The 24,913-nt window shown below is 40.5% G+C and carries 20 protein-coding genes; 3 read left to right on the top strand and 17 right to left on the bottom strand.

What is annotated here, in order from left to right:
* Positions 1–27 precede the first annotated feature (27 nt).
* The 9 genes from ABIB50_RS03575 to ABIB50_RS03615 all read right to left on the bottom strand — a co-directional run bounded on the left by ABIB50_RS03575 (position 28) and on the right by ABIB50_RS03615 (position 10,072).
* Positions 28–1,803, bottom strand: coding sequence for an OmpA family protein (locus ABIB50_RS03575; RefSeq protein ID WP_429377312.1), 1,776 nt, complete (start codon positions 1,801–1,803; stop codon positions 28–30).
* Between the two features lie 27 nt (positions 1,804–1,830).
* Positions 1,831–2,808 (bottom strand): PorP/SprF family type IX secretion system membrane protein, encoded by a 978-nt coding sequence (locus ABIB50_RS03580; RefSeq protein WP_429377314.1) that lies wholly within the window; start codon positions 2,806–2,808, stop codon positions 1,831–1,833.
* Position 2,809: 1 nt separating this feature from the next.
* Positions 2,810–5,338 carry a gliding motility-associated C-terminal domain-containing protein gene (locus ABIB50_RS03585; protein WP_429377316.1) on the bottom strand — a complete coding sequence of 843 codons (2,529 nt, stop codon included), beginning with the start codon at positions 5,336–5,338 and terminating at the stop codon, positions 2,810–2,812.
* A 278-nt stretch (positions 5,339–5,616) separates the two neighbouring features.
* Positions 5,617–6,519 (bottom strand): 3-hydroxyacyl-CoA dehydrogenase family protein, encoded by a 903-nt coding sequence (locus tag ABIB50_RS03590; RefSeq protein WP_429377318.1) that lies wholly within the window; start codon positions 6,517–6,519, stop codon positions 5,617–5,619.
* Between the two features lie 11 nt (positions 6,520–6,530).
* The gene (bioD, locus tag ABIB50_RS03595) at positions 6,531–7,133 is read right to left on the bottom strand and encodes a dethiobiotin synthase (protein ID WP_429377320.1); all 603 of its coding nucleotides are present in this window, start codon (positions 7,131–7,133) and stop codon (positions 6,531–6,533) included.
* Positions 7,126–8,256 (bottom strand): aminotransferase class I/II-fold pyridoxal phosphate-dependent enzyme, encoded by a 1,131-nt coding sequence (locus ABIB50_RS03600; RefSeq protein ID WP_429377322.1) that lies wholly within the window; start codon positions 8,254–8,256, stop codon positions 7,126–7,128. Before ABIB50_RS03600 ends, bioD begins: the two co-directional genes overlap by 8 nt.
* A 70-nt stretch (positions 8,257–8,326) precedes the next feature.
* A complete protein-coding gene (locus ABIB50_RS03605) occupies positions 8,327–8,701 on the bottom strand; it encodes a hypothetical protein (protein ID WP_429377324.1) in 375 nt (124 codons plus the stop codon).
* Between the two features lie 169 nt (positions 8,702–8,870).
* Positions 8,871–9,227 (bottom strand): hypothetical protein, encoded by a 357-nt coding sequence (locus tag ABIB50_RS03610; protein WP_429377326.1) that lies wholly within the window; start codon positions 9,225–9,227, stop codon positions 8,871–8,873.
* A gap of 71 nt (positions 9,228–9,298) precedes the next feature.
* Positions 9,299–10,072: an XRE family transcriptional regulator gene (locus ABIB50_RS03615; protein ID WP_429377328.1), complete on the bottom strand. Its 774-nt coding sequence runs from the start codon at positions 10,070–10,072 to the stop codon at positions 9,299–9,301.
* A gap of 86 nt (positions 10,073–10,158) precedes the next feature.
* Here ABIB50_RS03615 and ABIB50_RS03620 point away from each other — a divergent pair, with 86 nt between their 5' ends.
* Positions 10,159–10,515: a GIY-YIG nuclease family protein gene (locus ABIB50_RS03620; RefSeq protein WP_429377330.1), complete on the top strand. Its 357-nt coding sequence runs from the start codon at positions 10,159–10,161 to the stop codon at positions 10,513–10,515.
* Here ABIB50_RS03620 and msrB read toward each other — a convergent pair.
* From msrB to ABIB50_RS03660, 8 genes are all read right to left on the bottom strand, one after another.
* Positions 10,505–10,981: a peptide-methionine (R)-S-oxide reductase MsrB gene (msrB, locus tag ABIB50_RS03625; protein WP_429377332.1), complete on the bottom strand. Its 477-nt coding sequence runs from the start codon at positions 10,979–10,981 to the stop codon at positions 10,505–10,507. The genes ABIB50_RS03620 and msrB overlap by 11 nt on opposite strands.
* A 74-nt stretch (positions 10,982–11,055) precedes the next feature.
* The gene (locus tag ABIB50_RS03630; RefSeq protein ID WP_429377334.1) at positions 11,056–11,655 is read right to left on the bottom strand and encodes a fasciclin domain-containing protein; all 600 of its coding nucleotides are present in this window, start codon (positions 11,653–11,655) and stop codon (positions 11,056–11,058) included.
* Positions 11,656–11,693: 38 nt separating this feature from the next.
* The gene (locus tag ABIB50_RS03635; RefSeq protein WP_429377336.1) at positions 11,694–14,840 is read right to left on the bottom strand and encodes a tolB protein precursor; all 3,147 of its coding nucleotides are present in this window, start codon (positions 14,838–14,840) and stop codon (positions 11,694–11,696) included.
* Between the two features lie 49 nt (positions 14,841–14,889).
* Entirely contained in the window at positions 14,890–17,199 is a 2,310-nt protein-coding gene (locus ABIB50_RS03640) for a penicillin-binding protein 1A (RefSeq protein WP_429377338.1), read from the bottom strand.
* 117 nt (positions 17,200–17,316) lie between these two features.
* Positions 17,317–17,655, bottom strand: coding sequence for a TfoX/Sxy family protein (locus ABIB50_RS03645; protein ID WP_429377340.1), 339 nt, complete (start codon positions 17,653–17,655; stop codon positions 17,317–17,319).
* Positions 17,656–17,665: 10 nt separating this feature from the next.
* Positions 17,666–20,212: a GH92 family glycosyl hydrolase gene (locus ABIB50_RS03650; protein ID WP_429377342.1), complete on the bottom strand. Its 2,547-nt coding sequence runs from the start codon at positions 20,210–20,212 to the stop codon at positions 17,666–17,668.
* Between the two features lie 509 nt (positions 20,213–20,721).
* Complete coding sequence (locus tag ABIB50_RS03655) at positions 20,722–21,501, bottom strand: amidohydrolase (RefSeq protein ID WP_429377344.1); 780 nt, start codon at positions 21,499–21,501, stop codon at positions 20,722–20,724.
* Positions 21,502–21,542: 41 nt separating this feature from the next.
* Positions 21,543–22,697, bottom strand: a complete 1,155-nt coding sequence (locus ABIB50_RS03660; RefSeq protein WP_429377346.1) for a methionine aminotransferase — start codon at positions 22,695–22,697, stop codon at positions 21,543–21,545.
* 381 nt (positions 22,698–23,078) lie between these two features.
* On the opposite strand from ABIB50_RS03660, the gene ABIB50_RS03665 reads away from it, so the two are divergent.
* Together ABIB50_RS03665 and ABIB50_RS03670 are read left to right on the top strand one after the other, a co-directional pair.
* Positions 23,079–24,044: an ABC transporter substrate-binding protein gene (locus tag ABIB50_RS03665; RefSeq protein WP_429377348.1), complete on the top strand. Its 966-nt coding sequence runs from the start codon at positions 23,079–23,081 to the stop codon at positions 24,042–24,044.
* Positions 24,044–24,910, top strand: coding sequence for an ABC transporter permease (locus ABIB50_RS03670; RefSeq protein WP_429377350.1), 867 nt, complete (start codon positions 24,044–24,046; stop codon positions 24,908–24,910). Before ABIB50_RS03665 ends, ABIB50_RS03670 begins: the two co-directional genes overlap by 1 nt.
* Positions 24,911–24,913: the final 3 nt, after the last annotated feature.

The raw sequence follows: 24,913 nt of genomic DNA on the forward strand, positions 1-24,913 counted from the left end.
CACATAACACTTAGGAGCGTTTTTGTGCTACCTGCTTAAAATATGTATTTCGGTTCTCCTGTTTACCTGGTGATCCGCTTCTGAACAATATTCGCCTTTACTGCATTGATTAAGCAGCTGAGTATCACCATAGCCCTTCGCTACTAAACGGTTGCGTGCAACACCATGCCTTACCAGGAAATTAACCGCAGCGGCGGCTCTTTTGTTTGATAAGGTTAAGTTATAGGCCGATGGAGCACGTGCGTCTGTATGCGATCCAACCTCTATACGTATTGAGGGATGCTCCCTTAAAATCTCAGCCAGTTTATTCAGCTCAATCGCTGCATCAGCACGGATATCAGACTTATTAAGATCATAATAGATGTTATTAAGGATAAAGCCTTCGCCCTTTTTTAACGTTAATATAGTAGATGCAGGCAGTGCAGGCGGCGGTGTAGCCGATAAAGCCGGCTTTAGCATTTTGTTAGAAAAAGCTGCGCTTAAAATAGGTGGAGGAGGTGTATAACTAAAGCTATAAATATCGTCATTTCCTTTTCCGCCTTCTCTGTTTGATGAAAAATAGCCACTTAAACTATCGTGTGTTATAAAATAGAAATCATCGCTGGTGCTGTTAACAGGATATTTTAAGTTTACGGGTTTAGCCCAGGTTGATTTTTCGCCTCTTGATTTAAAAATATCCAAACCACCCATTCCCGGTAAGCCGGTTGATGAGTAATATAAGGTGCCATCATCATTTAAATTGGGGAAGGCCTCGTCATCTTTGGTGTTAATAATTTTACCACAGTTTACCGGCTCTCCCCATTCGCCGTCTGCCTGTTTAACGCAATACCAGATATCTGTCTTGCCTTCGCCACCGGGCATATCCGAGGTGAAATATATTACATTACCATTATTAGAAAGTGTGGCATGACCAACTGAATATTCTTTTAAGTTATTATACTTGAAATTTTTAAAATTAGACCATTGGCCATTTACTTTAAATGCGATAACTAATTCAAGGCGGCGGGTATACAATTGTTGTATACCGCTGGCGTCGTTATCAATTGCCAGTTTGCTTTTTGGCAGGGTAGTAGTAATGGTTAAATATGCAGTGTCGCCCGAATTGGTAAACACCATAGGCCCAACATGATAGCCCGCATCAAAAATGGGGCTGTTTTTGGTCTTTAATTCAAGCGGCGTAATGATATCACCCTCGTTGTGATACACCTTAAAAAAACCATCGCCGGTGCGGTTAGAAACCTTCTTTTTGTTTTTTTTATCATCCTCAAACCTGTCAGACGTAAATACAAAAGCCGTTTTACCTGCATAATTCAGGCCCCATTCAGAAAACTTGGTATTATACTTTTGCTCGTTTTTAATGGTAAAAAGGTCCACCGGTGATTTTATCCATTTCTGAGCAGAATCGCAGGCAGCTAACTTAAATGGTAACTGATCTGAATTTTCTAAAGCATAGTAAGTCTTATATTGCTCACGCGCTTCATCAAATTTTTTATTACGTAATAATAATTCGGCGTAGTAGTAATGATCGATAGCGTTTGTTTCTGCAAAAGCAACTGTTTTTGAGTACCATTCTTCTGCTTTTTCATAATCATTCATTAAACGATAGCAATCCGCCACTCTTTCAACAGCGTGGAATTTCGCGTTGTTTTTACTCGCAAGATCAAGATAGATAGCTACGCTTTTGAAATACTCATACCGGTCAAAAAGATTATCGGCCAATTGCATTTTATTAAGTTGCTCCTGGGCGGTAACGTGTGTTAAAAAGGCAATGGTTAATAAAACAAGCGTAGTTATTTTTTTCATATAATTCCCTAAAAATAACTAATTTCCTTAAAAATAACGCGGACTTAATATTCTTCCCTTTGCACGTCCAAAGCCATATGTAAAAGAAATTTCATGCGATGCACTTTGATAGCCGGCTAATTTGCTTGTTCCAACATCATATGAATATCCAAATCTGCATTGCGGCGTTATGTTTACTGCCACAACCCCGGTAATTCCATCAGTACGGTTTAAGTCAGATTGTAAACTGGCTTTTTTCCAAAGCTGTACGCCCGTAGTATATGAGGCACCCACCCATATCAGGTTCCCAAATAAAAAATAAGTAGCGGCACTTACGTTTGTAGGGCCTTTAAAATCTTCTTTAATTAAAAATGCGGGCTTCCAGTTAACGGCATCTGATATAGGTACAATAAAACCAGTGGTTAAATAATATGTTCTAACCTGCTTTATAAATATTGAAACGGGGTCCGGATATGCATCAGGCACCATGTTAAGGCCGGACAGCCCAAGATAAAATACTGGTGAGTAGTAATATATACCCACCCTAAAATCGGGAGCAAGTTTATTCTGCACGCCTGAAGAAATACTTGGATCTGTAACATTCCCTGTATTAAATAAAGAACCGTCAATATTAAAAACTATTGCACCTATAGCTACGCCAAAACAAAGGCGTTGCGAATCATCATTATTTAGCCGGATCCTAAAGGAATAATTACCATAAATTGATGAATTATTTTCGGGGCCAAGCCTGTCGTTATTAACTAATAAACCCAGGCCAATAGTTTTATTGTCAGAATTTGTAACCCCGTCAATTGACAGGGAGCTTGTTTTAGGTGCTCCATCAACGCCTGCCCATTGTAGCCGGCTGCTTAAATTAAGCGTCCAGTCTTCTTTATAACCGGCATAGGCCGGGTTTACAGCCAATCCATTAAAAATATATTGGCTTAATTGTAGTGTTTGTTGTGCATGGCTTTTGCTTAAACCAAAAGCCAATATCAATAGGATATAGTTTTTTAGTCCCTTCATCTCAATGTTTTAAATATATCCACCCTTTAAAAACTTTTATTTCTCCGGTTGTTTCTTTGCGTTTAATCAGGTAATAGTAAGTACCCTCTGCGAGGCCTAATCCGGCCCAATCATTTTTATAATTGTCTGAATGATAAACCTCGTTGCCCCAGCGGTTATATACCGCTATTTTACTCCCCGGGAAATACTCAATACCAGGTATTATCAAAACATCATTTTGTCCATCGCCATTTGGTGTTAACACATTAGGCGCATCTATTGTTGATGAAGTAACGTTAACCGCGACAGTATCTGTGCAACCATTGGCGTTGGTAAAAATAAATTTATAAGGCCCAAGTGCAGTTAAACCTGATATCGTTGTTGAGGCAGTTGCCGGAGCATTAATATTTGCTATTGATGGTGTAATGCCTAATTGCGTCCATGTGCCGTTTGTGTTAGCCTTTATGGTTGCTATCGTATTTTTCTCTGCTACCTGGTCGGCACCAGCATCAGGCGCTGCTAAAAAAGGAGTGTTTGAAACTTTAATATTATTACAACCAACACCTGATGGGGAAGAGTCGCACTCTACACCCGGGTCATTAGGGCTTGCAGAGTCAGGGTTCGTCGCGTCGGGGTCAGTAACATCTGCCGGGCGTAAAATGCCGGCTGCTACATCAAGTGTGGCAGCTGGGGCAGTGCTAACCGTTCCTGTAATATTAAAAGTTCTTGTTGATCCGTTTGGAAGATCAAGTTTAGCAGTATAAAGGTTGGCCGCGGTGTTTTCTGCTGTTACAGCACTCGTCCCGGTAACCGCAACGCTGGTTACTGTTACTTTTGTTAACTCGGCTGGAAAACTAAATGAAAATATGGCGCCGCTAACATCAGTTGGGCCATTGTTTTTAACAGTAGCGGTATAATTAATTTTTTGCCCGGCACAGCCTGAGGCTAAATCCGAAACAAGGCTCGTCATTTCAAGATCTGCTTCTTGTATTAGAAAGTTAACTGTAGTGTTTAAAGGGGCGTTGGTAACGTAAGCCCAGGTATCCATACTCCGGTTATTACCAAAGTCACTGTCAGTATTGGTTAGGGTTGCAGTGCCCCATTTATGCCCATTGATATTGCTATTAATCCCTGTTAAGTTTGTGATAGGCGAGGAGGGTGTGCCGCCCGCTACAGGAATTTGGCTATCATCCCAATAAACTGTATTATCAGGGCTGTTAATCCCCGTGATACGGGTTAATTTTATTCCGTTAACATTGCGTTCTACATCAAAAAATGGAAAATGGACTTCCGCAGCAAATAACGAAAGGTTGATATTTACGGGATAGCTTACCGCGCCGGCGGGTAATTTATTTCCTAAGCCATCCAAACCATCCCAGGGTATAGCATTCGCGCCCGAGGCGGATGTGCCTGACAACTTCCTGTCAATAGGATCAGTAAATACTCCATTCTTATTAACATCAATAATTATGGTGTAGCTTCCATTTGCCGTAGCTGTAAAATTAATAGTACCTCCTAATGGTGATGTTCCTGCTTTACCTGTTGTACCCTCTGTTCCGGTAAAACTGGCGTTGCTTATAGATGGTATAAACGGCGGGTTAACCAGCCAGGTACTGCTGCCACCCGGCGTAATTGCAGTTGCCGGAAGATCGGCAGCCGGGGGATTAAAAAATATTTTATGCGTAATATCTGATTGCGTATCAACTATTCTTGGATCCTGAACATTAGGATTAGAGCTATTTATGCTTTGATAGCTTGCAGCACCCGAAGCGCCTCTAAACCCTTTATTATTTACAAAAAACGAAAAACCATTTCCCGCCTGCCCATTATTATCAAGTTTGTATTGATAACCATCTTTAGTAAGTATATAAAAAATACCATTGAAACCTACGTTAAAGGAACTCAATTGCCCCGAAAATATATTGGTAAACACCCTGCCCGATAAAAAGGCTGTATTAGCCGTATTACGCACAGATACATCAAATGCCGCAATAAATGATCCGGAGGGTTGGGCCCAATTGCCGTTTGCACCAATAGTAGTCGGGTTCCCTTCTGAACTATTATCCTGGCTGGGCGCTATAAAGTCTATTTCCCAAACACCCTCCTGCCCTGCGGTAACGGTACGGGTGTAAGGTGTGAAGCCACCTGCATTAGGAAGCGGCCCCGCTGACTCCTTACTTATGTTTGCAATTAAGCCAACTGTAGTAGAATTGCCGCTTGTATAAGTAGTGCCATCAGGCGCTCTTAAATTCATAGTTCCGGACCCGAATCCTTGCGCACTCGATCCTAAATAAATGGTTTCGCCCACTTTTACATAAACCTTCATAGTACCTAACGTAGGGAAAGGGAAAGAAGAATTACTTACCGTACTTGATAAAAGAAAGGCGCGGGCGCCACCATTTGAATTTAACTCTTTACTGCCCTCAGCTAATACAATCCGGGAAGAAAATAATAGCAATAAAAGGCAACTTAATATCCATTTTCCCGAAAGAAAATTTAAGTGGATATTATAGCGTTTTTTATAATTAAACGCAGGAAATACTTGGCGCATTTTAAAAAGACATCGACTATCGTTAAATGTAAACATAAAAAGCAGATATTAAAACACCATTATTGTTATATCACTTAATTAATTCAAACTCAACAATATTATTTATTCGCAATAGAAAATTTCAACTGTGACTATTACGTATAAATTGTTAAAGTAGTTGCAAAATTGTTCACATGTACATAAAAAAAGGGGATATACTAATTTAGTATATCCCCTTTTTTTATGTCATTTAGCTCTAATTATCCTTTTAATTTATTGAAAATTAGGATTTTAAACGTCTATTTTAGTAGCGTTTTGAACCTGTCAGCCACCACCAATTCCTTGCTTTCCGGCGTGTATTTATAGAACCCATTCCCCGTTTTAACCCCCAGGCTTTTTTCATCCACCATATTGATAAGCAGGGGACAGGGTGCATATTTTTCATTATTACCAAACCCTGTATAAAGTACATTCATTATGGCTAAACAAACATCAAGCCCTATAAAATCTGCCAATTGCAGCGGGCCCATCGGGTGTGACATGCCCAGTTTCATTACCGTATCTATTTCCTCAACGCCCGAAATTCCTTCATATAAGGTGTATATGGCTTCGTTAATCATCGGCATTAAAATGCGGTTTGCCACAAATCCAGGCGCGTCATTTACTTCTACAGGTGTTTTATCCAACTGTTTGGCTAACTCCATCACAACATCTGTTACCTGTTGCGTGGTTTGTTTGCCTTTTATTACTTCAACCAGTTTCATTAACGGTACCGGATTCATAAAGTGCATGCCTATTACATTACCCGGATTTTTGGTTGCAGCTGCTATTTGTGTTATTGATATAGATGATGTGTTTGAAGCCAGTATCGTGGTATTGCTGCACAGCTCGCTTAATTGTTTAAACAGGCTTAGTTTAATCTCCTCATTCTCGGTAGCCGCTTCAACTACCAATTCGGCATTTTCAACGCCTGGTTTTAAGTCAGTATAAGTTTTAATCTTGCTTAAGGTGTTGGTTTTTAACCCATCGGTTATAGTGCCTTTTTTTATTTGTTTATCAAGATTAGTGGTTATCGTTTGCAAAGCACGTTGCAGAGCTGCCGTATTAATATCAATTAACGATACATCAAAACCATGCTGCGCAAATGTATGTGCAATGCCGTTGCCCATTGTGCCTGAACCTATTACTGCGATATTTTTCATGATAACCGTTTTTATAAATATATATGCTGATTAGCTATTGTTGTTTTACTAATATCATTAATCATTGGGATAGCTATGGCTTTGCATTTGGCATAAGCTAGGATCACATCTTCTGAATATTGGTCACTGTCCCCATTAAAAACTATAGTTTTTAATGGGATCTGCCTGCTTCGTAAAGCGTCTAACGATAATAGCGTATGGTTAATACTTCCCAAATAATGCTTTACAACTAATACAACCTCTGCATGTAATTGTTGTATCAGGTCGATCATTAAAAAGCTATTATTTAATGGTACCATTAAACCACCAGCACCCTCAATAATTAATTGGTTATCAGTTTTTGGCAGGATAAGCTGTAAAGGGTCAATTACTATCCCATCAAGATCTGCAGATTTATGTGGCGAGAAGGGTTGGGTTAACCGATAAGCTTCGGGATGAAACACAGACCGGCTATTTGATACCAGGTTCTTTACTTTAATAGTATCACTATTATCCAGATCGCCGGATTGGATGGGTTTCCAATAATCGGCCTTAAGGCTTTCAACTAAAATCGCAGCTACAACGGTTTTGCCTATATCCGTGCCTATGCCGGTTATAAATAATGGTTTACTCATTTAACAGGTTATTAATTTTATTGGCTAATAAGCCAACTTCGTCACTTGTATTGAACGCGTGCAGGCATATTCTTATTCTTTCACTGCCCAAAGGTACGGTGGGGCTTAGTATAGCACGAACATCAAACCCCTGGCCCTGCAGATAAGTGGCTGCTTCAATAGCCTTTTGATTACTATTTAACAGGATGCACTGAATTGCACTATCGCTATTAATTAATTTATACGGAGTTGTTGCGGATAACTTAATGGTTTGCCTGAATAAATTAATGTTACTTCTCAGTGTATTTATTTGCTCATCTGCATGTTGTAATTCGTTGCAAGCCATCCGTATACAGGCAAGCTGGTGAAAAGGTGCGGCGGTAGTATAAATAAAAGACCGTGCAAAATTAATGAGGTATTGTCGCAACGCATTACTGCCCAGTACAATTGCGCCATGGCAGCCCAATGCTTTTCCGAAGGTGATTACACGTGCAAAAAACCTGTCCTGTAATCCGGACTGCGTAACAATCCCTGTTTGATATAAACCCACCGCATGTGCCTCATCTACTATTAAATTTGCACCATATTTTTCAGTCAAATTTAATATCTCTACAAGGGGAGGGGTATCGCCATCCATAGAATAGATACTCTCAATTACTACATAACAAACCCCTTTGGCGTGTTGTAGCTTGCTTTCTAAACTAATCAGGTCGTTATGTTTAAAGGTATAGCGGTTGGCGTGGCTTAAGCGTGCCCCGTCAATTATTGAGGCATGGATCAGCTCATCAGTTATTATGGTATCGCCACGCTGTGGTAATGATGATAATAAACCCACATTAGCATCATAGCCAGAATTAAAGAGCAGTCCTGCCCCTGCTTTAAATAAAGTCGCGATTTCGTACTCTAAGGTTTCGGTATAATCCAGGTTGCCGGATATTAGTCTTGAACCTGTAGATCCGGTTAGATTTGGGTGATCATTGAGTTCCTTATCAATTTTATTTTTTAAGGCTGATGAACGGGCAAAGCCCAGGTAATCGTTCGAGCAAAAATCAATAAGTGTGTTTTCAGGCTTTAGTGTCCTGTAGCTACCGGCTTGCTGTCTTTCTGCGAGCCTGTTCTTTATAAAGTTTGCTGCTGATATCAAGTATAAAAATTTTAGCTAAAATAAAGAAAGCCCCGGTTATCGGGGCTTTCTTTATTAGCTAATTTTTAAATTAGTTACCTGCCATACGTGCTTTCATTGCAGCAGCACGCTCGTCAGCAATTTTTTGGTAAGCTGTAGCTTGGTCAGCAGTTAATACAGTTTTAATTTTTGCATCATTTGTGGCATTTAATTTCATAAAGGTTGCCATCATTGAAGCTCTGTCGCCACCGGCATCTCTTGCAGCAGTCATTAAGCTATCGCGTTTTTTAGCGGCATCGGTATAAATTACAGTCAGTTTAGCAGTTTGATCATCTGTTATACCTGCAATTTTTTCTTTTAACTGCTCCACTTGCTCTTTTGGAGTCCTTCTTTGTCCGCCACCTTGTGCTAAACTTACCGCGCTAACGCCAATAACGAGCGCGCATACTAATAATAATTTTTTCATTTTCTTTCTGAGGTTTGTTGTTTGGTTATATAAATATAAGGTCTTGTTTTTATAAAGATATACGAATATGAATTAATATAAAGCGTGTAACTTAAATGTTGCCGTAGCGCTATTAGTATAAAACCAAAAAAAGCGATCCTAAGATCGCTTTCCTTACGTTTTTGAAAAATTAATTTCTGTTTTGCTGTCTTGCAGCCTGGGCAGCTAACTGCTTTTTATATTTATCTGCCTGTTCTGCGGTTAAAATAGCTGTTATTTTTTCGTTAGTAGCTTTTCTTAACGCCATTTGTGCCGGCCTCATAGCCGCTCTGTCGCCACCTGCATTTGCTGTTCTTAAGCTATCCTGAGATTTTGCCTGTGCTGCAAAAATTACAGTCACTTTTGCAACCTGGTCAGTAGTTAACGATAACGAATCTTTAAGTCTGGCTGTCATTTGCTCAGGATTCATTCTTCTGCCACCACCTTGTGCAAAACTAACTGCACTAACGCCTAATACAAAGGCGACTACTAATAATACCTTTTTCATTTTCTTTCTCTGTTTAATGTTTGGTGTTTTGATAAAGATAGATGATTAAGGTTTAAAGCATATTATGTAACTTAATTGTTGCCTTCTAATTTTGATATAGACCGTTGCATTTGGGCCATCATATTTGTCAGGCTTTCCATAGTAGGTTCAGGTGTCGGTAAAGGCAGATGGGTTGAAATATATGCCTTGGCTTTCCACACTTCTAATATGTCTTCGCCATTAATTTCGTAAGGCTCATATACCGGGTTGTCTGACACCAGCTTTAGTTTCTTGTTATCCTTAAACTTGTTACCAATACGTTTATATACAACACCATCATTTTTTGAAATAACAACATAGGTTTCGGCAGCTTTTATATCGCCCCAGTTTTCAACATACTCACCTATTATAGTAGTACCTGATACCAGTGGGAGCATAGAGTCGCCTTTTATTTCAAAGCCCCGGTAAGTGCCTTGCTTAAACATAGGCAGGTATAACTTAGGTAACTGCGCCACATATTCAGGATCGGCATAACCATTCATATAACCAGCACTTGCTTTTAACGGCACCATCTCAATATTCTCATTATCTTCTTTATCAACCGAGATACTTAATACGCGCAAACCACCTGCATTAGGCTTTGGCCTGGCTAAAAATTTATCGTCAATGGTTTCATTAATAAAATCATCAACGGTGATATCAAAAAATAATGCTATATTTTTTAGCAAATCATATTTAGGTTCGGCTCTTTCTTCTTCGTAAGCGCCCACCAATGATCTTTTTATACCTACCTCATCTGCAAACTGTTGCTGTGTAAGGCCTTTCTTTTTCCTAAGAAATTTAATATTTGAAGAAATTTTTGTCATAAAATTTGCTTTTGCTAAAATAGTTAGTATTTTTATGCTCATAAAATTAGTAATTATTTTTTAACCAGCAAATTTTTATTTTAAACATGAAACGCTTTATCTACATTATTACCGACAGAAACCGCAATAACTTACATGTAGGCCTTTGCTCAGACTTATTAAAGACGTTAAAATTTTATGGCGATATGCCTACTTTGTTTTTCGATAGCTCTAAACAGCTAAATAGATTAGTATACTTTGAAGAGATAAACTCTGAAGAAATGGCAATGGAGCGCTTTAAAACGGTAAGTACTTATACCAGGCCTCAAAAAGAAAAAATGATCAGACCTGTTAACCCTGATTGGGTAGATCTGACCATTGGTTTAAACTTTGAAAGCGGGTTACGCAGCAGGCCGCAATTACGCCCGTCAATTAATAACCGCCGTACGTCTGTTACTTTTTAATGAACTTTAAAGCGCCAGAGTTCATGCAATATCTTTTACCGCCTCTGTTAGCAGGGCCGTCGTCAAAAACATGGCCCAGGTGCAGGCCGGTGCTGGCTTCTATAACTTCGTCGCGGCTCATACCGCTGCTGTTATCAGTTACCACTTTAATTTTTTTAGCGTCCACCGGTTTAACAAAACTTGGCCAGCCGGTTCCGCTTTCATATTTGTCATCTGATGTAAATAGTACCTCGCCGGTAGCTGCACTTACGTAAACGCCTTTTTCGTGATTGTTGAAATACGCGTTATGGAAAGGTGGCTCGGTACCGCTTTCAACCATAATATAATAGGCGTTAGCGTTTAATACCTTTTTCCACTCGGCAGCAGGTTTACTTAACCTTTTTTGGTTAACCTGCCCATTGCTGCTTTGGCAACCAAATGTTGTCATTGCAAATAATATAGCTATCGCTAAAATTGATCTTTTCATTTTTAATAGATTTTTAGATTTATAACACTAAATACGTAATAATATTTTGCGTGGTTTGTCATACAGTTGACAGGTTATATATTCTTGAATTGGGGTATCAACACACCATTAATAAGATGTATTAAGCCATTCTCCTGCTTTACATCAAATTTACTGACAATACTTTGCACGCCATTTTCATCAACCAATATAATATTATGGTTAGTATCAAACTTAGCTACTAATTTACTACCGGTAATTGTAATAAAGCTGGCTGTACCTTTACCAACGCTTATGGCATGTGCAATATCTTTTGCCTTAACTATGCCCGCTAAAGCGTGGTAAGTAACTAAGGCAATGAGGTCGTATTTGCGCTCTTCCATTAAAAGCGTATCCAGTTTACCTTTTGAAAGATTAGCAAATGCCTGGTTGTTTGGCGCAAATACCGTTATAGGGCCCTTGCTTTTAAACGTTTCGTTTAAACCGGTAATTTGGATAAGCCTGTTAAAAGTACTGTATTCTGTATCACCGGAGATGTTGGTGACTATATCGTTTTTGGACAGCATTTTGAAACTGTCAGTATTTTTAAAAGTTGATTTATTTAGCGAATCTGTTTTTTGCGTGGTATTATTTTGTGCCAGTAAAACGTAATTAAATAATAGTAGCCCAATTAAACAAATGGTTTTTCTCATCATTAATATATAACTCAAAATGTAAGGTTATGTTTAGGTAATTACCAGCCCGGCGTAAAACCAAACCCAAATACTGGCTTATTAACATCATTACGATTAATAGGCAGCGCCAGGTAAGGCTCTAAAACAAAGTAACCAAAAACATTTACCCTTAAAGAGATCCCGGTACTTAATGCGGGTACACGTTGGTTAGGGTTATAAACACTATTGCCGAAAGTATCTGTGCCTGTTTTATCAGGTGCCAATTGAAACTTAACCTGGTTTCCGGCGTTCCAGGCTAAACCCGCATCAAAAAAGAAGTTAAGCTCTGAAAATAAGAATTTTGATTTTATTACAGATAGCTTCTCCGGCCCGGTAAAAGGCAACCTTACTTCGAAATTGGCTACAGCATTGCGTGTACCTGATAATTGGTCTATGGTAAAACCGTTGCTTGGTTTGCCGTTACCCTGATAAAAAGTCTGCGCCTCATAACCCCTGATCAGGAACGGGTAGCCTATATATAACGGGTATAAACCGTTAGAGTTGCCAAAACGCCCGTAACCATATGCCCGTGCAGCAAATGTAACCGGGGCTACACGTACATATTTGCGCACATCAATTGTTGGTGCAAAGAATTTATAAGTACCAAAATTATATTCAGCCTCAATTCTGTAACGGAAGCCATTAAGCGGCGAAGCCACACCGAAAAATGAATTATCACCAACAAGCGCGGTGCTTAACTGGTAAACAGTGAACGATTTTAAGTAATTACCGCCATTTAACGGGTCGTTGTTATAATCGTCGTTTGAGATATGGTTTTTTTGATAATCAAGAAAATTACCTGCATTATCATAATAAGTGCTATACCTGTCTACCCTGTAATAAAATTGTGAGGCCCCGGTACCAACTTCAACACGTGTAGTTTTTGAAATAGGATAGGAGGTAAACAATGAAAGCTGATCCTGGAAAATCCGGATAATATCATAACGCTCCTCTATAACCGGAATGGTTGTACTGCCGAAAGTATGGTTTGTAGCCACGAGGTTATAGGTAGCAAACTGGTAAGGTATATGCGAAATCCCGCCGCCAAAGTTCCACCGGCCCTGCTGGTTAATATAAATTACCTGTCCGCCAAAATCGTACACCTCGCCATTTACGGCTAAGCCGGCATATATTTGGTTACGGCCTAAAATATCACTAAAAACACCCTGCACACCACTGGATAGCCCCGTACCATACGAACTTACTGATGCACCTATTCCGTTGCTTGCTAAATAATCTAACTTAAATTGCGGCTTGTATGGGATAGTTTTAATGGAGTCGGTGGGAATTTTTTGATAAGCCAGGTAGTTTCTTAAGTTCGAGTTGATAAGGTCAACCCCAACTGCACGTGCAGGAGGCAGCATAGCCGCATCAAAATTGATATCGTTACCACCAACTGTAGTAGGGGTAAACTCGGAAGCCTTTGCGTTATAAAGCGAATATTTTTGAGAGCGGTAATACGAATAAACAATATCGTTATTGGCCGATACACTCAATGCCGGCGAAAATTCAGTTATACCCGATATCCCGGTAAACAGGTCGGTCATTTGTTCGATCTTACCGTTAGCTGTTGTATAGCGATACATATTACGGAAACCATCACGGTTAGACAGGAAATAAATCTGCGTACCGTCTGACGAGTATTGCGGGTTTAAATTATTAGCGCCGTTGAAGATATTAATATCAGTGGTTTTACCTGTAGTAAGGTCATATTCTGCCAGGTTAAAGGTGATATCCTGTGATGTAACCCGATCATAGGTAGTCCTGTCGCTCGAGAAAATTACTTTTTTGCCATCCCGCGAAAAGCTTGGCTGATAGTCGGAATATTTATCATTGGTAAGTTGGGTGACCTTTTTGGTATTAAAATTATATAAGTAAAGATCAACCTGACCCTCTGATAACCCCTGGAAAACAACTTCATCACCCCTTGGCGACCATGATAAGTTACTAAACTGCTCGGCCTTTTCCATAGAGATATCCTGCACGATCCTGCCGCTTGGTACTGCAACAACCAACATCCGGTTTCGCCCGCGGTTAAATACACTAAATGCAAATTTCTTCCCGTCGGGCGACCAGGCGCCTGCCGATTCAATAAAGTTAAATTCGTCGACATGCGAGTTGGACACTTTACTGGTGAGTTTCTTTATGACGACCCCGGTTTTGGCGTCGGCAAGGAAAAGATCAATAGTAAATAAATTCTTCTCTGATAGAAATGCCAGGTACTTGCCATCGGGACTAACAGCCGGGGCAACATTCATTTTACCTGAGTTTTTATCGCTGATGACTAATTGGCCAACCGGCTTTTGTACGGTATCCTTTAAAAAAGGCTTATAAGTGCTTTCTATCGAGTTTTTCCAAAGGCGCGATAATGTTTTATCATCGTAACCGAAAGTCCGTCTGATGCCATAAGCAAGCCCGTAACGGGCAGTATTTTTAAAGAAGGGTGTGATAATCGTATCCCCATATGTAGAGCCTATAAAGCTCCAGAACGCCTCGCCATAACGATACGGAAAGTATTTGTTGCTTTCAGTTAAATCCTTTACGGTAGGTATATCGTGATTTAAGTAGGCATCACGCATCCACATAGCCGTATACGAGTCCCTTTTACCTAACGACAGGTATTCGGCCATACCCTCTATCATCCATAGCGGCAGGTTGTTTATATTTTCGAAATTGTTTTCTTCATGACCCAATAAAAGGTGGTACTGGAAAGCATGCACCAACTCGTGACCAATTACATGCCGCGTCATTTGGTTATTTTCCATCACCGGCATTACTATACGGTTCTTTAAACCTTCGGTAATACCGCCGGTACCCACGTCTATATCACCATCAATAGCCGTAGTTTGCTGGAACTCGGGGTGATTGGCATATAATATAATAGGGTTAACTTTCCTGAAAGTGTCCCTGAACACCTGTTGGTGTAATGTGTACCATAATTCGCTTTCCTGGGCAAAGCGTTTTATCATACTATCATTTTTTAAATAATAGTAGATCTCAAAGTGCGGTGTTTTATAAACCTTGAAGTCCAGGTTCTTATAGCGAACCTTATTTTGCCCAAAATATTGCGCATTAGCAAACTGACTAAAAAATAGCAGGCCAATAAAACAAGTTGCAACAAATAAATACTTTTTAGCTTTGCTTATGTTTAGGTAATTATTATGCATATATCTTAATAAATAAGTGCTAATTTAATAAATCCGTTTAATCTTTTTATCAGGGATTAATCCCAGGTGGTTGATTATCAGGAGCAGGGAAGCCATTTAAGGTGTCCAGCGGCATGTCCAGGCTATCAGTAGCTAAGGTATCTGTCGAGATCCTTGGCGACGGGCAATCATAGCTTTTTGTGATCTTGCTCCACGGTTTTGGGAACGGGCCATAAGTATAACCTGATTTCGGATCGGCATAAACCCTTTCCATAAAACTACCAAAAATTGGTAATGCTGTGTGCGACCCCTCACCACTTTCAGATGTAGTAAAGTGTACGCTGCGATCATCGGCACCAACCCAGATGCCTGTAACCAAATCCTTGGTAATACCCATATACCAGCCGTCAACATAATCAGACGAGGTACCTGTTTTGCCGCCTATCTGGTTGTTTTTCTTCCATAAGCCGTTGTATTCCCATAATGCTTGCGATGTTCCTCCCGGCTCTTCCATACCGCCCCTAAACATATACAACATTAACCAGGCAACTTCTTCACTTATAACGCGTTCGGATTTTAAAACAAAGTCCTGCAGGGTAACACCATCCTGGTCGGTTATTTTAGTAACTAATAATGGTTCTATCTTTTCGCCTTTATTAAGGAAAGTGCTGTAAGCACGCACCATTTCATAAACCGATACATCATTTGACCCTAACGACACCGAAGGCACCGCTTTTAACGGACTCTCTATACCCACTTTGTGCGCATACTGCACAATCTTATCCCAACCCACTTTTTCGGTGACCTGGGCAGTTATGGAGTTTACAGATTTACCCATTGCCCAACGTAACGACATTTCCTGGTAGCTAAATCTAAAATCTGCATTATTGGGTTCCCAAACCTGGTCTTTACCGCCATCGTTATATTTGATAGATACCGGCTTATCAGTAAACTTATCGCAGGGGGTAAAGCCGTTATCCAGCGCCGTTAAGTAGGCAAATGGCTTAAAGGTTGAACCCGCCTGGCGTTTTGACTGGTTAACGTGATCGTAATTAAAGTATTTATGATTGATACCACCCACCCAAACTTTAATTTTTCCGCTTGATGGTTCAATCGTCATCATGCCCGTATTTAAAATACGGGTGTAATATTTTATGGAGTCGACGCTTGAGAAGGTAGTGTCTTTTTCACCTTTCCACGTAAACACTTTCATGCGTTTGGGTTTTTCGAAATACTGTTTTATCTGTAGGGTATCGCCATTGTATTTTTTAACCAATAGCTTGTAGATAGGTAAATGCTGTTCGGCTTTTAGTAAAAAGTCCTTTATTTCAACACCTTTCGAATCGCGCCACGGGTTTTTGGTACCCCAGATATTGTCAAAACGTTTTTGCAGCATCTTCATCTTTTCGGCTACTGCCTCTTCGGCATATTGTTGTAAGCGCGAATCTATCGTAGTGTAAATCTTCAATCCATCCTCGTAAAGATCATAATCATTATCCTTGCACCACTTTTTTAACCAGCGCTCAACCGCTTCGCGGATATACGAATCGCCATGCGAGTCATTCTCTACATAACTTAAGTTTAACCCGATGGGTAATTTGGTATAAGTATCAAACTCGGCTTTCTTTAAATAGCCATACTTCTCCATTTGGCTCAGTACCGTATTCCTGCGTTCTACTGCACGTTCAGGGTTATTTATAGGGTTGTAAATTGTTGTCCCTTTAAGCATGCCTATTAAAGTAGCAGCTTCGGCAGGGGTAACCGCATCGGGCGTTTTATCAAAGAATTTTAAGGTAGCCGTTTTAATCCCGAACGAATTATAACCAAATGGTACGGTATTTAAGTATAAGGCAAGTATTTCTTCCTTGCTGTAAACATGCTCAATTTTATAAGCCGTTAACCATTCCTTACATTTTGATATCAACGTGCGTAAAATTGGTATATGTCTTAATAACCCCTGCGATTTCCGTTTACGGGTAGAATACAGGTTCTTGGCTAATTGCTGGGTAATGGTACTGCCGCCGCGCTTATCGCCGCTAAAAGTTGATACCATACTGGTAACAAACGAATAATAATCAACCCCGCCATGTTTGTAAAAACGAACGTCCTCGGTAGCTACCAACGCGTGTACAAGGCTGGGGGAGATCTCTTTATATTCAACCGGCGAACGGTTCTCGCGGTAGTATTCGCCAATCAGCTTACCATCGGCAGTATAAACCTGTGAGCCGACAGACATGTTGGGGCTTTTAATATCCTGCATATCCGGCGAGTAGCCAAACAGCCAAAGGAAGTTTAACTCTATAGCACAAAAGAAGATAATTACAGCGTAGATAAATATGGCAAAGTATCGTAGGTATCGGTTTTTTATACGTCTGAACATGCGGTAAAGATGTAAAATTATTGGCTCAAAATCATAGCCGGTTTGTAATTATGTAACAACGCAATTTTAACAGTTAAATTTTAACGCTTATTCACGGAAACGCAAAATATTGCATCTCTACTTTTTGGTTGCTTTGGCAAATTTATTAAAAGCTAACGCTTTGCGTATCCAGCTGTCAAATTGTTGTTTGGTTTTCATAGCATCGGCACCTACAAAAACAAAATCTTTAAGCGCCTTACCGTTGCGGATCATACCGCGGACACCATTCAGTTCCAGCGCTTCTTTATACTCCGGGCCTATGCGGCAAAGCATTTCATCAGCACTGGCGCAAACACACATTTTGCCATTAACCATAAAGCAAATGCCACGAAACATTTTCTTTTCCTCAACATCGGTTAAACCATGTTCAACAAGGGCTTCTCTTATCCGGTCGGCAAGTTTTTCGTCGTAGGCCATAGGTAAGTTCTTAAAATTTAGCTTCGGTTACAAAACTGGCTTTACCATTTTTAACAGCGATAGCTTTAACTATCATTTTTGCTGTAACCGGTATTGGCTTTGTATATATTGTTGATGATGTAGTAGGGGCGCTGCCATCAATTGTGTAATAAATGGTATTTGGCTCGATATCATTACTTTTTATAGCTACCTGCGTTGGCGGTGCAAATGTTTGTAACAGCACAATAACAGGGTTGGGAGTTATCAGGTTATCAGTTATGCTTGATGTTGATTTCTCCAGGTCCTGCATAAACATTTTATTGGGTAAACGGCCGCTGTAAACTTCAAACTCGCCGCCATTGGCTATATCGTTATAATCCAAATAAAGCTTGTTGTACGATTTCTTGTTCAAATTCATCCCCTGCAAATAAATGTTGTTGCGGGTAACGGATGTCCCTTCATTAATGATGGTAAACTTTTTGCCATTTTCAAGGTTGATAACGGCTTTGCCAAACTGCGGTAAACCAACCTGGAACTGTTGCTGACCCGGCGCGATATTATAGATCCCTAATGAACTCAGTACATACCAGGCCGACATTTGCCCGCAATCATCATTACCCGCCAGGCCATCCGGCTTATCGGTATACTGTTCGTCAAGGATCTTGTTAATAAAGAACTGCGTTTTATCCGCATCGTCAGTAAAGTTAAACAGGTAAGCTATGTGGTGGCTTGGCTCGTTGCCATGCGCGTATTGGCCTATCAGCCCGGTTATATCAGACGTTTCTTTGCCGGTTAACTTCGCGCTGGTTGTAAAAAGTTCGTCCAGCCTGGCTGCAAAGGTTGCTTTACCGCCCATGCGGTTCATTAACCCGCTAACATCCTGCGGAACCAGGAAGGTATACTGCCAGGCGTTACCCTCAACATAGTTATCATTTACGTCGGTAGGGTTAAAGGGCTTAAACCAGTCGCCGTTAAGTTGCGCCTGCATAAAACCATTCTCTTTATTATGCACGTTTTTCCAATACTGGGCGCGTTGTGTGTAGGCTGCATAGTCAACCGGCTTGTTCAGCATTTTTGCAAACTGGGCAATGCACCAGTCATCATAAGCATATTCTAATGTTTTTGATACCGATTCTTTGTCGTGATCAGCCAATACCAATCCATGCGTACCGTAGCTAACTAAACCAAACTGGTTACGGTTTACAGATGTCTTCATGGCATCTAAAGCTTTTAAGGCATCAAAATCTTTGATGCCTTTTGCATAGGCATCAACTATTACCGGGATAGCATGATTACCTATCATGCAATAAGTTTCGTTTGATGCCAGCGACCATATTGGCAATAAATGTTGCTGATCATAAATAGCCAAAAAGCTTTTTATAAAGTCAAGCGTGCGTTTTTTATCTATCAGCGTAAGCAGCGGATGCTCGGCCCTGAAGGTATCCCATAAAGAAAAAACCGTATAATAATCAAAGCCTTCGGCAGTATGGATTTTTTGATCCATGCCACGGTACTGGCCATCAACATCGCTATAGATGTTAGGGGATAACATGCTGTGATACAATGCGGTATAAAATTCGGTTCGCTTTATTTTACCATAGTCGATAGCCTTTGGTTTTTTTTCAGAATGGCGCATATTATACATTTGCAGGTCCACACCTCCCTGCTCTTCCGGTTGTTCGGGAGCGCCGCCTTCAACTTCTATTTTTGCCAGGGCATTTATCCAGGTTGTTTTTGCTGCTTTTTGTACTTTTTTAAAATCGAAATCAGGCATTTCGGCATCCAGATTTTTCAAGGCCCCTTCGGCGCTTACTGCTGATATCCCCACTTTTGATATTACCTCGCCGGGATTATTGAACCGGATATACAGTTTGATATTTTTTCCGTCAGCCTTTTTAACGCCTTCCTGTACAACATCGTTAACCGCTATGCCATAGCTCTTAAAAGGTTTTGAGAATTTGGCGTAGAAATAAACGTGCTGATCATTAGCCCAGCTTCTTGATTCGCGATAACCGCGGATCTCATGGTCATTAATAATTTCTATCCATGAATTTAACACCTCGTCGCGGTGTTGCAGGTCTATTATAATGTTTGCTTCCTGCGACGAAGGGTAGCTATACCGATGCATACCCGCACGGGTAGTGGCGGTTAATTCAACTCCGATATCATACTTATCCAACCTGGTTTTATAATAACCCGGCGATGCTATTTCATTTTTCTTTTTAAACGGCGAGCTGTAAGCTGTGTTTTTAAACTGAGGTGTGCCGGTGGTAGGCATGAATAAGATGTCGCAATAATCCGCAATGCCGGTGCCGCTTAAATGGGTGTGCGAGAAGCCATAAATCACGCTATCGGTATAATGATAGCCCGAACAGCCATCCCAGCCTTCTAAACGGGTGTCGGGGCTTAACTGCACCATGCCAAAGGGCATTACCGCACCAGGGTAAGTATGGCCATGGCCGCCGGTACCAATAAATGGGTCGACGTAGGGTGTATAATCTTTTTTCTTTTGAGCCGATAGAGTAAGGCTAAAAAAAGCCAGACTAACTAAAAGTAAAATACGCGGGATCTTTATCACTTTACTAAGCTATAATTTAAGTTATAAAATTAATAAAGTTAACAGATTTATAAACAGGAAATTAGTTTAAAGATGAATTAGTTAATAGGAGGCTCCGCCGGAGCCCTAAATTTGATGTTTAATTGTCTATAAACACGGGGCTCCTCCGGAGCCTGAGCGTTTTTAGTTTAGAAGTGATCCATTAGCTGTAAAAAAGGTAGATTATTTATAAGGGTGAAACTTAATTCCATCTGAATATTACGACATTAGACTCTGCTGTAACCAAAGCACTTTAAGCTCCTCCGGAGCCTGAGCGTTTTTAGTTTAGAAGTAATCCATTAGCTGTAAAAAAGGTGGATTATTTATAAGGGTGAACTTTAATTCCATACTGAATTATAAACATTAGATTCTGCTATAAACAAGGCACTTTCAGCTCCGCAGGAGCAACCTGTTTATAGAAAGGAAAAGCGAATACCCGGCTCCGGTAGGAGCCTCCTGATTAAACGGACTTTAGATCGCAATCGGTTTTACTATGAAATTAGGTTAAAATCATCAGCATCCTTTAAAAAAGGTAAGGTGCGACGGGTTTTTATAACCTCGTCAGCATTAATGGTGAAGGTGTACACATCCTCTTCATCACGTTTATAATAAACAACATTCCCGTTAGGATCAATACAGGTCGAGTCGCCCGAATGGTAAACCTCGTTACCATCATGCCCCACACGGTTAACGCCAATAACATAGCTTTGATTTTCAACAGCTCGTGCGGGTATTAAGGTGCGCCAGTGTAACGCCCTGCGCTCGGGCCAGTTAGCTACTATCAGCAACAGGTCGTAATCCGGGGCAACGTTCCGCATCCACACCGGGAAACGCAGGTCATAGCATATCATCGGGCAAATTTTCCAACCTTTTAACTCCACTATCAGCTTTTCTTTTCCGGCGGTATAGGTTTCGTGTTCTTTACCTAAGGCAAATAAATGCCTTTTATCGTAATAGTTACATTTGCCGGTGGGCAGCATCCATATTAACCGGTTATAAAATTTACCTTTTTCCTTTATGATCAGGCTGCCTGTTACCACACATTCATATTTTTGGGCCATTTGCTGCATCCACAGCATAGTTTTACCGCCCATAGGTTCGGCCAGTTCTTCGGCATTCATGGTAAAGCCCGTATTAAACATTTCGGGCAGGATGATCAGGTCTGTTTTTTCGCGGATGCTGGTTAAGCGCAGCCCTATGTTTTGTAAATTTTTGTCGATCTTCTCCCAAAAAAGGTATCCTTGAAACAAAGTGATCTTTAAATTTTCCATAGCAGTTTTTGGGTTCGGCAGTTAATACGTGATTTCTTGCTTTAAAGTTTAAAATCCAACAATCTATTAACGGCATCATCTAAAGTTTCTTGCCTTTTTGCAAAACAAAACCTTAAAACACGATGATCTGTACCTAAGGTGTAAAACGCAGAGGTTGGGATACATGCCACGCCCGCTTCCCTGGTTAAACGTAATGCAAAATCGGTGTCAGATTCCAATGTTAAGTGTCCGTACTTAACCGACTGAAAATAAGAACCATATGAAGGTAGTAATTCAAATTTAGTTTCACCTAATCCTTTCCTGAAATAATCTCGTTTTTGTTGAAAAAAGGATGGCAGGTTCAGGTAGATATTTTCGTCTTTCAGATATTCTGCTATACCATGCTGCATGGCCGAGTTAACACTGAATACCAAATACTGATGCACTTTTTTAAACTCATGCATTAAATAAGCAGGGGCAAGGCAATAGCCTATTTTCCAGCCGGTTGCATGCAATAATTTACCAAAGGATGCGACTATAAAACTACGCTGCTGTAATTCGGGATAACGGGCCATGCTGTGATGAACTTCGCCATCATAGATCAAATGCTCATAAACCTCATCGCTCAATATTAATATATCCTGGTGTTTTACAATAGCGCTTAAGGCATCAATATCTTCCTGGTGCAATATGGTAGCTGTGGGGTTATGCGGCGAGTTTAGTATAATAAGCTTGGTACGGTTGTTTATCAGCTTTTTAACCATGTCCCAATCAATGCGATAGTTATTGGCAGGCTCCAGCTCCAGCGACTTTACAATACCGCCCGCCAGCTTTATAGCCGGGGCATAGCAATCAAAAGCCGGTTCAAACACAATCACCTCATCATTAGGATTTATAACAGCTGTAATTGCGGTAAATATAGCTTGTGTGCCACCGGCAGTAACAGCTATTTCTGTATCCGGATCGTAATCGGCATTATATAGTTTTTTTGTTTTACGGGCTATCTCATCGCGCAGGGCCTTTACACCAGCCATTGGGGCGTACTGGTTATGGCCGTCTTTCATGGCTTTGTTTACCAGCTCAATTAATTCGGGCGAGCAATCATAATCAGGGAAACCCTGCGATAAATTTATTGCACCAACCTCTGCCGCCAATGCAGACATGGTGGTAAAAATGGTAGTACCTACCTGGGGTAGTTTAGATATAATAGTAGTCATGCACTGCTAAAATATGTAAAAACTATGTTAAACTGGTTTGAAAAGGGAATAATGACACTATTTACATATCCCAAACAGGGGTGACTGAAACAGCTAACCACACTACCTATGCACCTTATAATTCACCAATACCTAAGATGTTTAGGCGTGTTTCACTTCAGGTGTTTCACTCTAATTATTCAAAAAGTACGAAATAAACATAATTAGCTTATTTACATATAGTTAAATATATTCAGCTAAAGTATTTGTACTGTCGCAAAGTGTTTCACTTTGTTTTTTAAAGTATTGTATTTCAATTACTTATCAAAAAGAGTGTTTCAAAGTGTTTTACTTTTTAGTGAAACAAACACAGTTTTCAACGCTATTATTTACCTTAGTAAAATGAAAAGATACCTGCCATTTATTTTAGTAGCCTTTATTATAGCAGCCTGTAATTCGCCCAAACCTAACGAGGCGCCGGTAATTGGATTTGTTGATGCTTTTGAAGATGCAACCATAGCGCAAGCAAGGGTAGGTTTTACCGATGCACTTAAGGAGAATGGCTTTAGCGAAGATAAGAATACCATCCAAATACAATACCGTAATGCGCAGGGTAATATCCCTACACTAACACAGATCGTAAATTACTTTGTATCAGAGAATGTGACTTTGCTGGCAACCTGTACCACGCTGTCGTCTGTCACCGCGGTACAAAACACCAAAACCATCCCAATCTTCGAAATGGTGTCGCCAACGCCCGAGCGGATGAAGGTTGTTGGTGCCGATGGTAAGGCGCCTGCCAATTTATTTGGTGCTGTAGAGGATCTGGAATATATCGACACTTCGTTTTCTATCATTCCTAAACTACTAAAGCCAAAAGGACCTAAGCTGGTAATCGGCATGATCTATAACCAGGCCGAGCCGCAATCGGCCGACGCGATGCAACGTATTAAGGGATTAGCTGATAAATTGAATGTTACGTTGATAGCCTTGCCGTTAAATTCTTCTGCCGACGCCCAACTGGTAACCCAGGCCTTATTAGGCAAGCATATCGACGCCTTTTTTGCCAACCCTGATAATACCGTGTTTGCATCATTTGAAACTATCGTTAAAAATTGTAACCAGGCCAACGTACCCATCTTCACCAGCGAGGCAGGCTTGGTGCAACGCGGGGCTGTAGCTGCCTTTGGCGCCGATATCTATCAATGGGGGTACCAGACAGGCCTGCAAGCCGCACAGTACCTTAAAACGCATAAAACAGATGGACTGAAGCCAGAGATGGTGAAGATCAGGAAACGGGTTTATAACCCCGCTGCTGTTAAGAGGTATAACATAGCCATACCTTCAAACTTTGAAGCTGTAAAATAATGGATTTTTACCTTACCGCTTTATTGCAGGGACTTTGTTTTTCGGGGATAGCGTTGGGGATCTATATCTCCATGAAGATCTTTAATATCCCTGATATTACCAGCAATGGCAGCTATACCTTAGGCGGTGTAGTAACTGCAATTTTGCTTACGCGACATGTACCTGGTTACCTGGTGTTGCCTGCCGTAATATTTGCCGGCGGTTTATCGGGTGCTATAACTGGTGTTATTCATACCAAATTAAAGATCAATCCACTGCTCGCCGGTATATTGGTAATGACGGCATTATATTCCATTAATCTAACATTGATGGGCCGATCTAATTTACCGTTGATAGGGACCTGGTCGGTATTTACATTTATGCAGATAGTTGGAAATGTTAATCAAAATACGCTATTGCTATTAGGTTTCATCGTATTAGCCATTATGCTCCTGATAGGATACTTGCTAAAGACTGATTTTGGCATCGCCATGCGCGCTACGGGTAACAGCGAATCGATGATAAGAGCGTTAGGCGTTAATACCGACCGAATGAAGATCATCGGTTTAGCACTTGCTAATGCACTTACTGCTGTAAGCGGTTATTTGATAACCCAATTCCAGGGCTTTGCCGATATTAATATGGGCATAGGCGTCGTGATAATAGGGTTGGGGTCGGTTATTATTGCTGAGGTATTGATTAACTGGTTACATGTGGTATCTATTTGGGTAATTTTGGCGTTAGTTTTGGCAGGTGCGGTCATATTTCAGTTAGTATTGGCTATTACGTTGAACATAGGTGTTGATGCAAATTTGTTACAGCTGGTAACTGCAATTTTTGTATTGTTAATTGTAAGTTTACCACGATTATACCGAGTTAAAGATTAAACC

This window comes from Mucilaginibacter sp. UYCu711 (genome assembly GCF_050433825.1).
Classification (GTDB): domain Bacteria; phylum Bacteroidota; class Bacteroidia; order Sphingobacteriales; family Sphingobacteriaceae; genus Mucilaginibacter.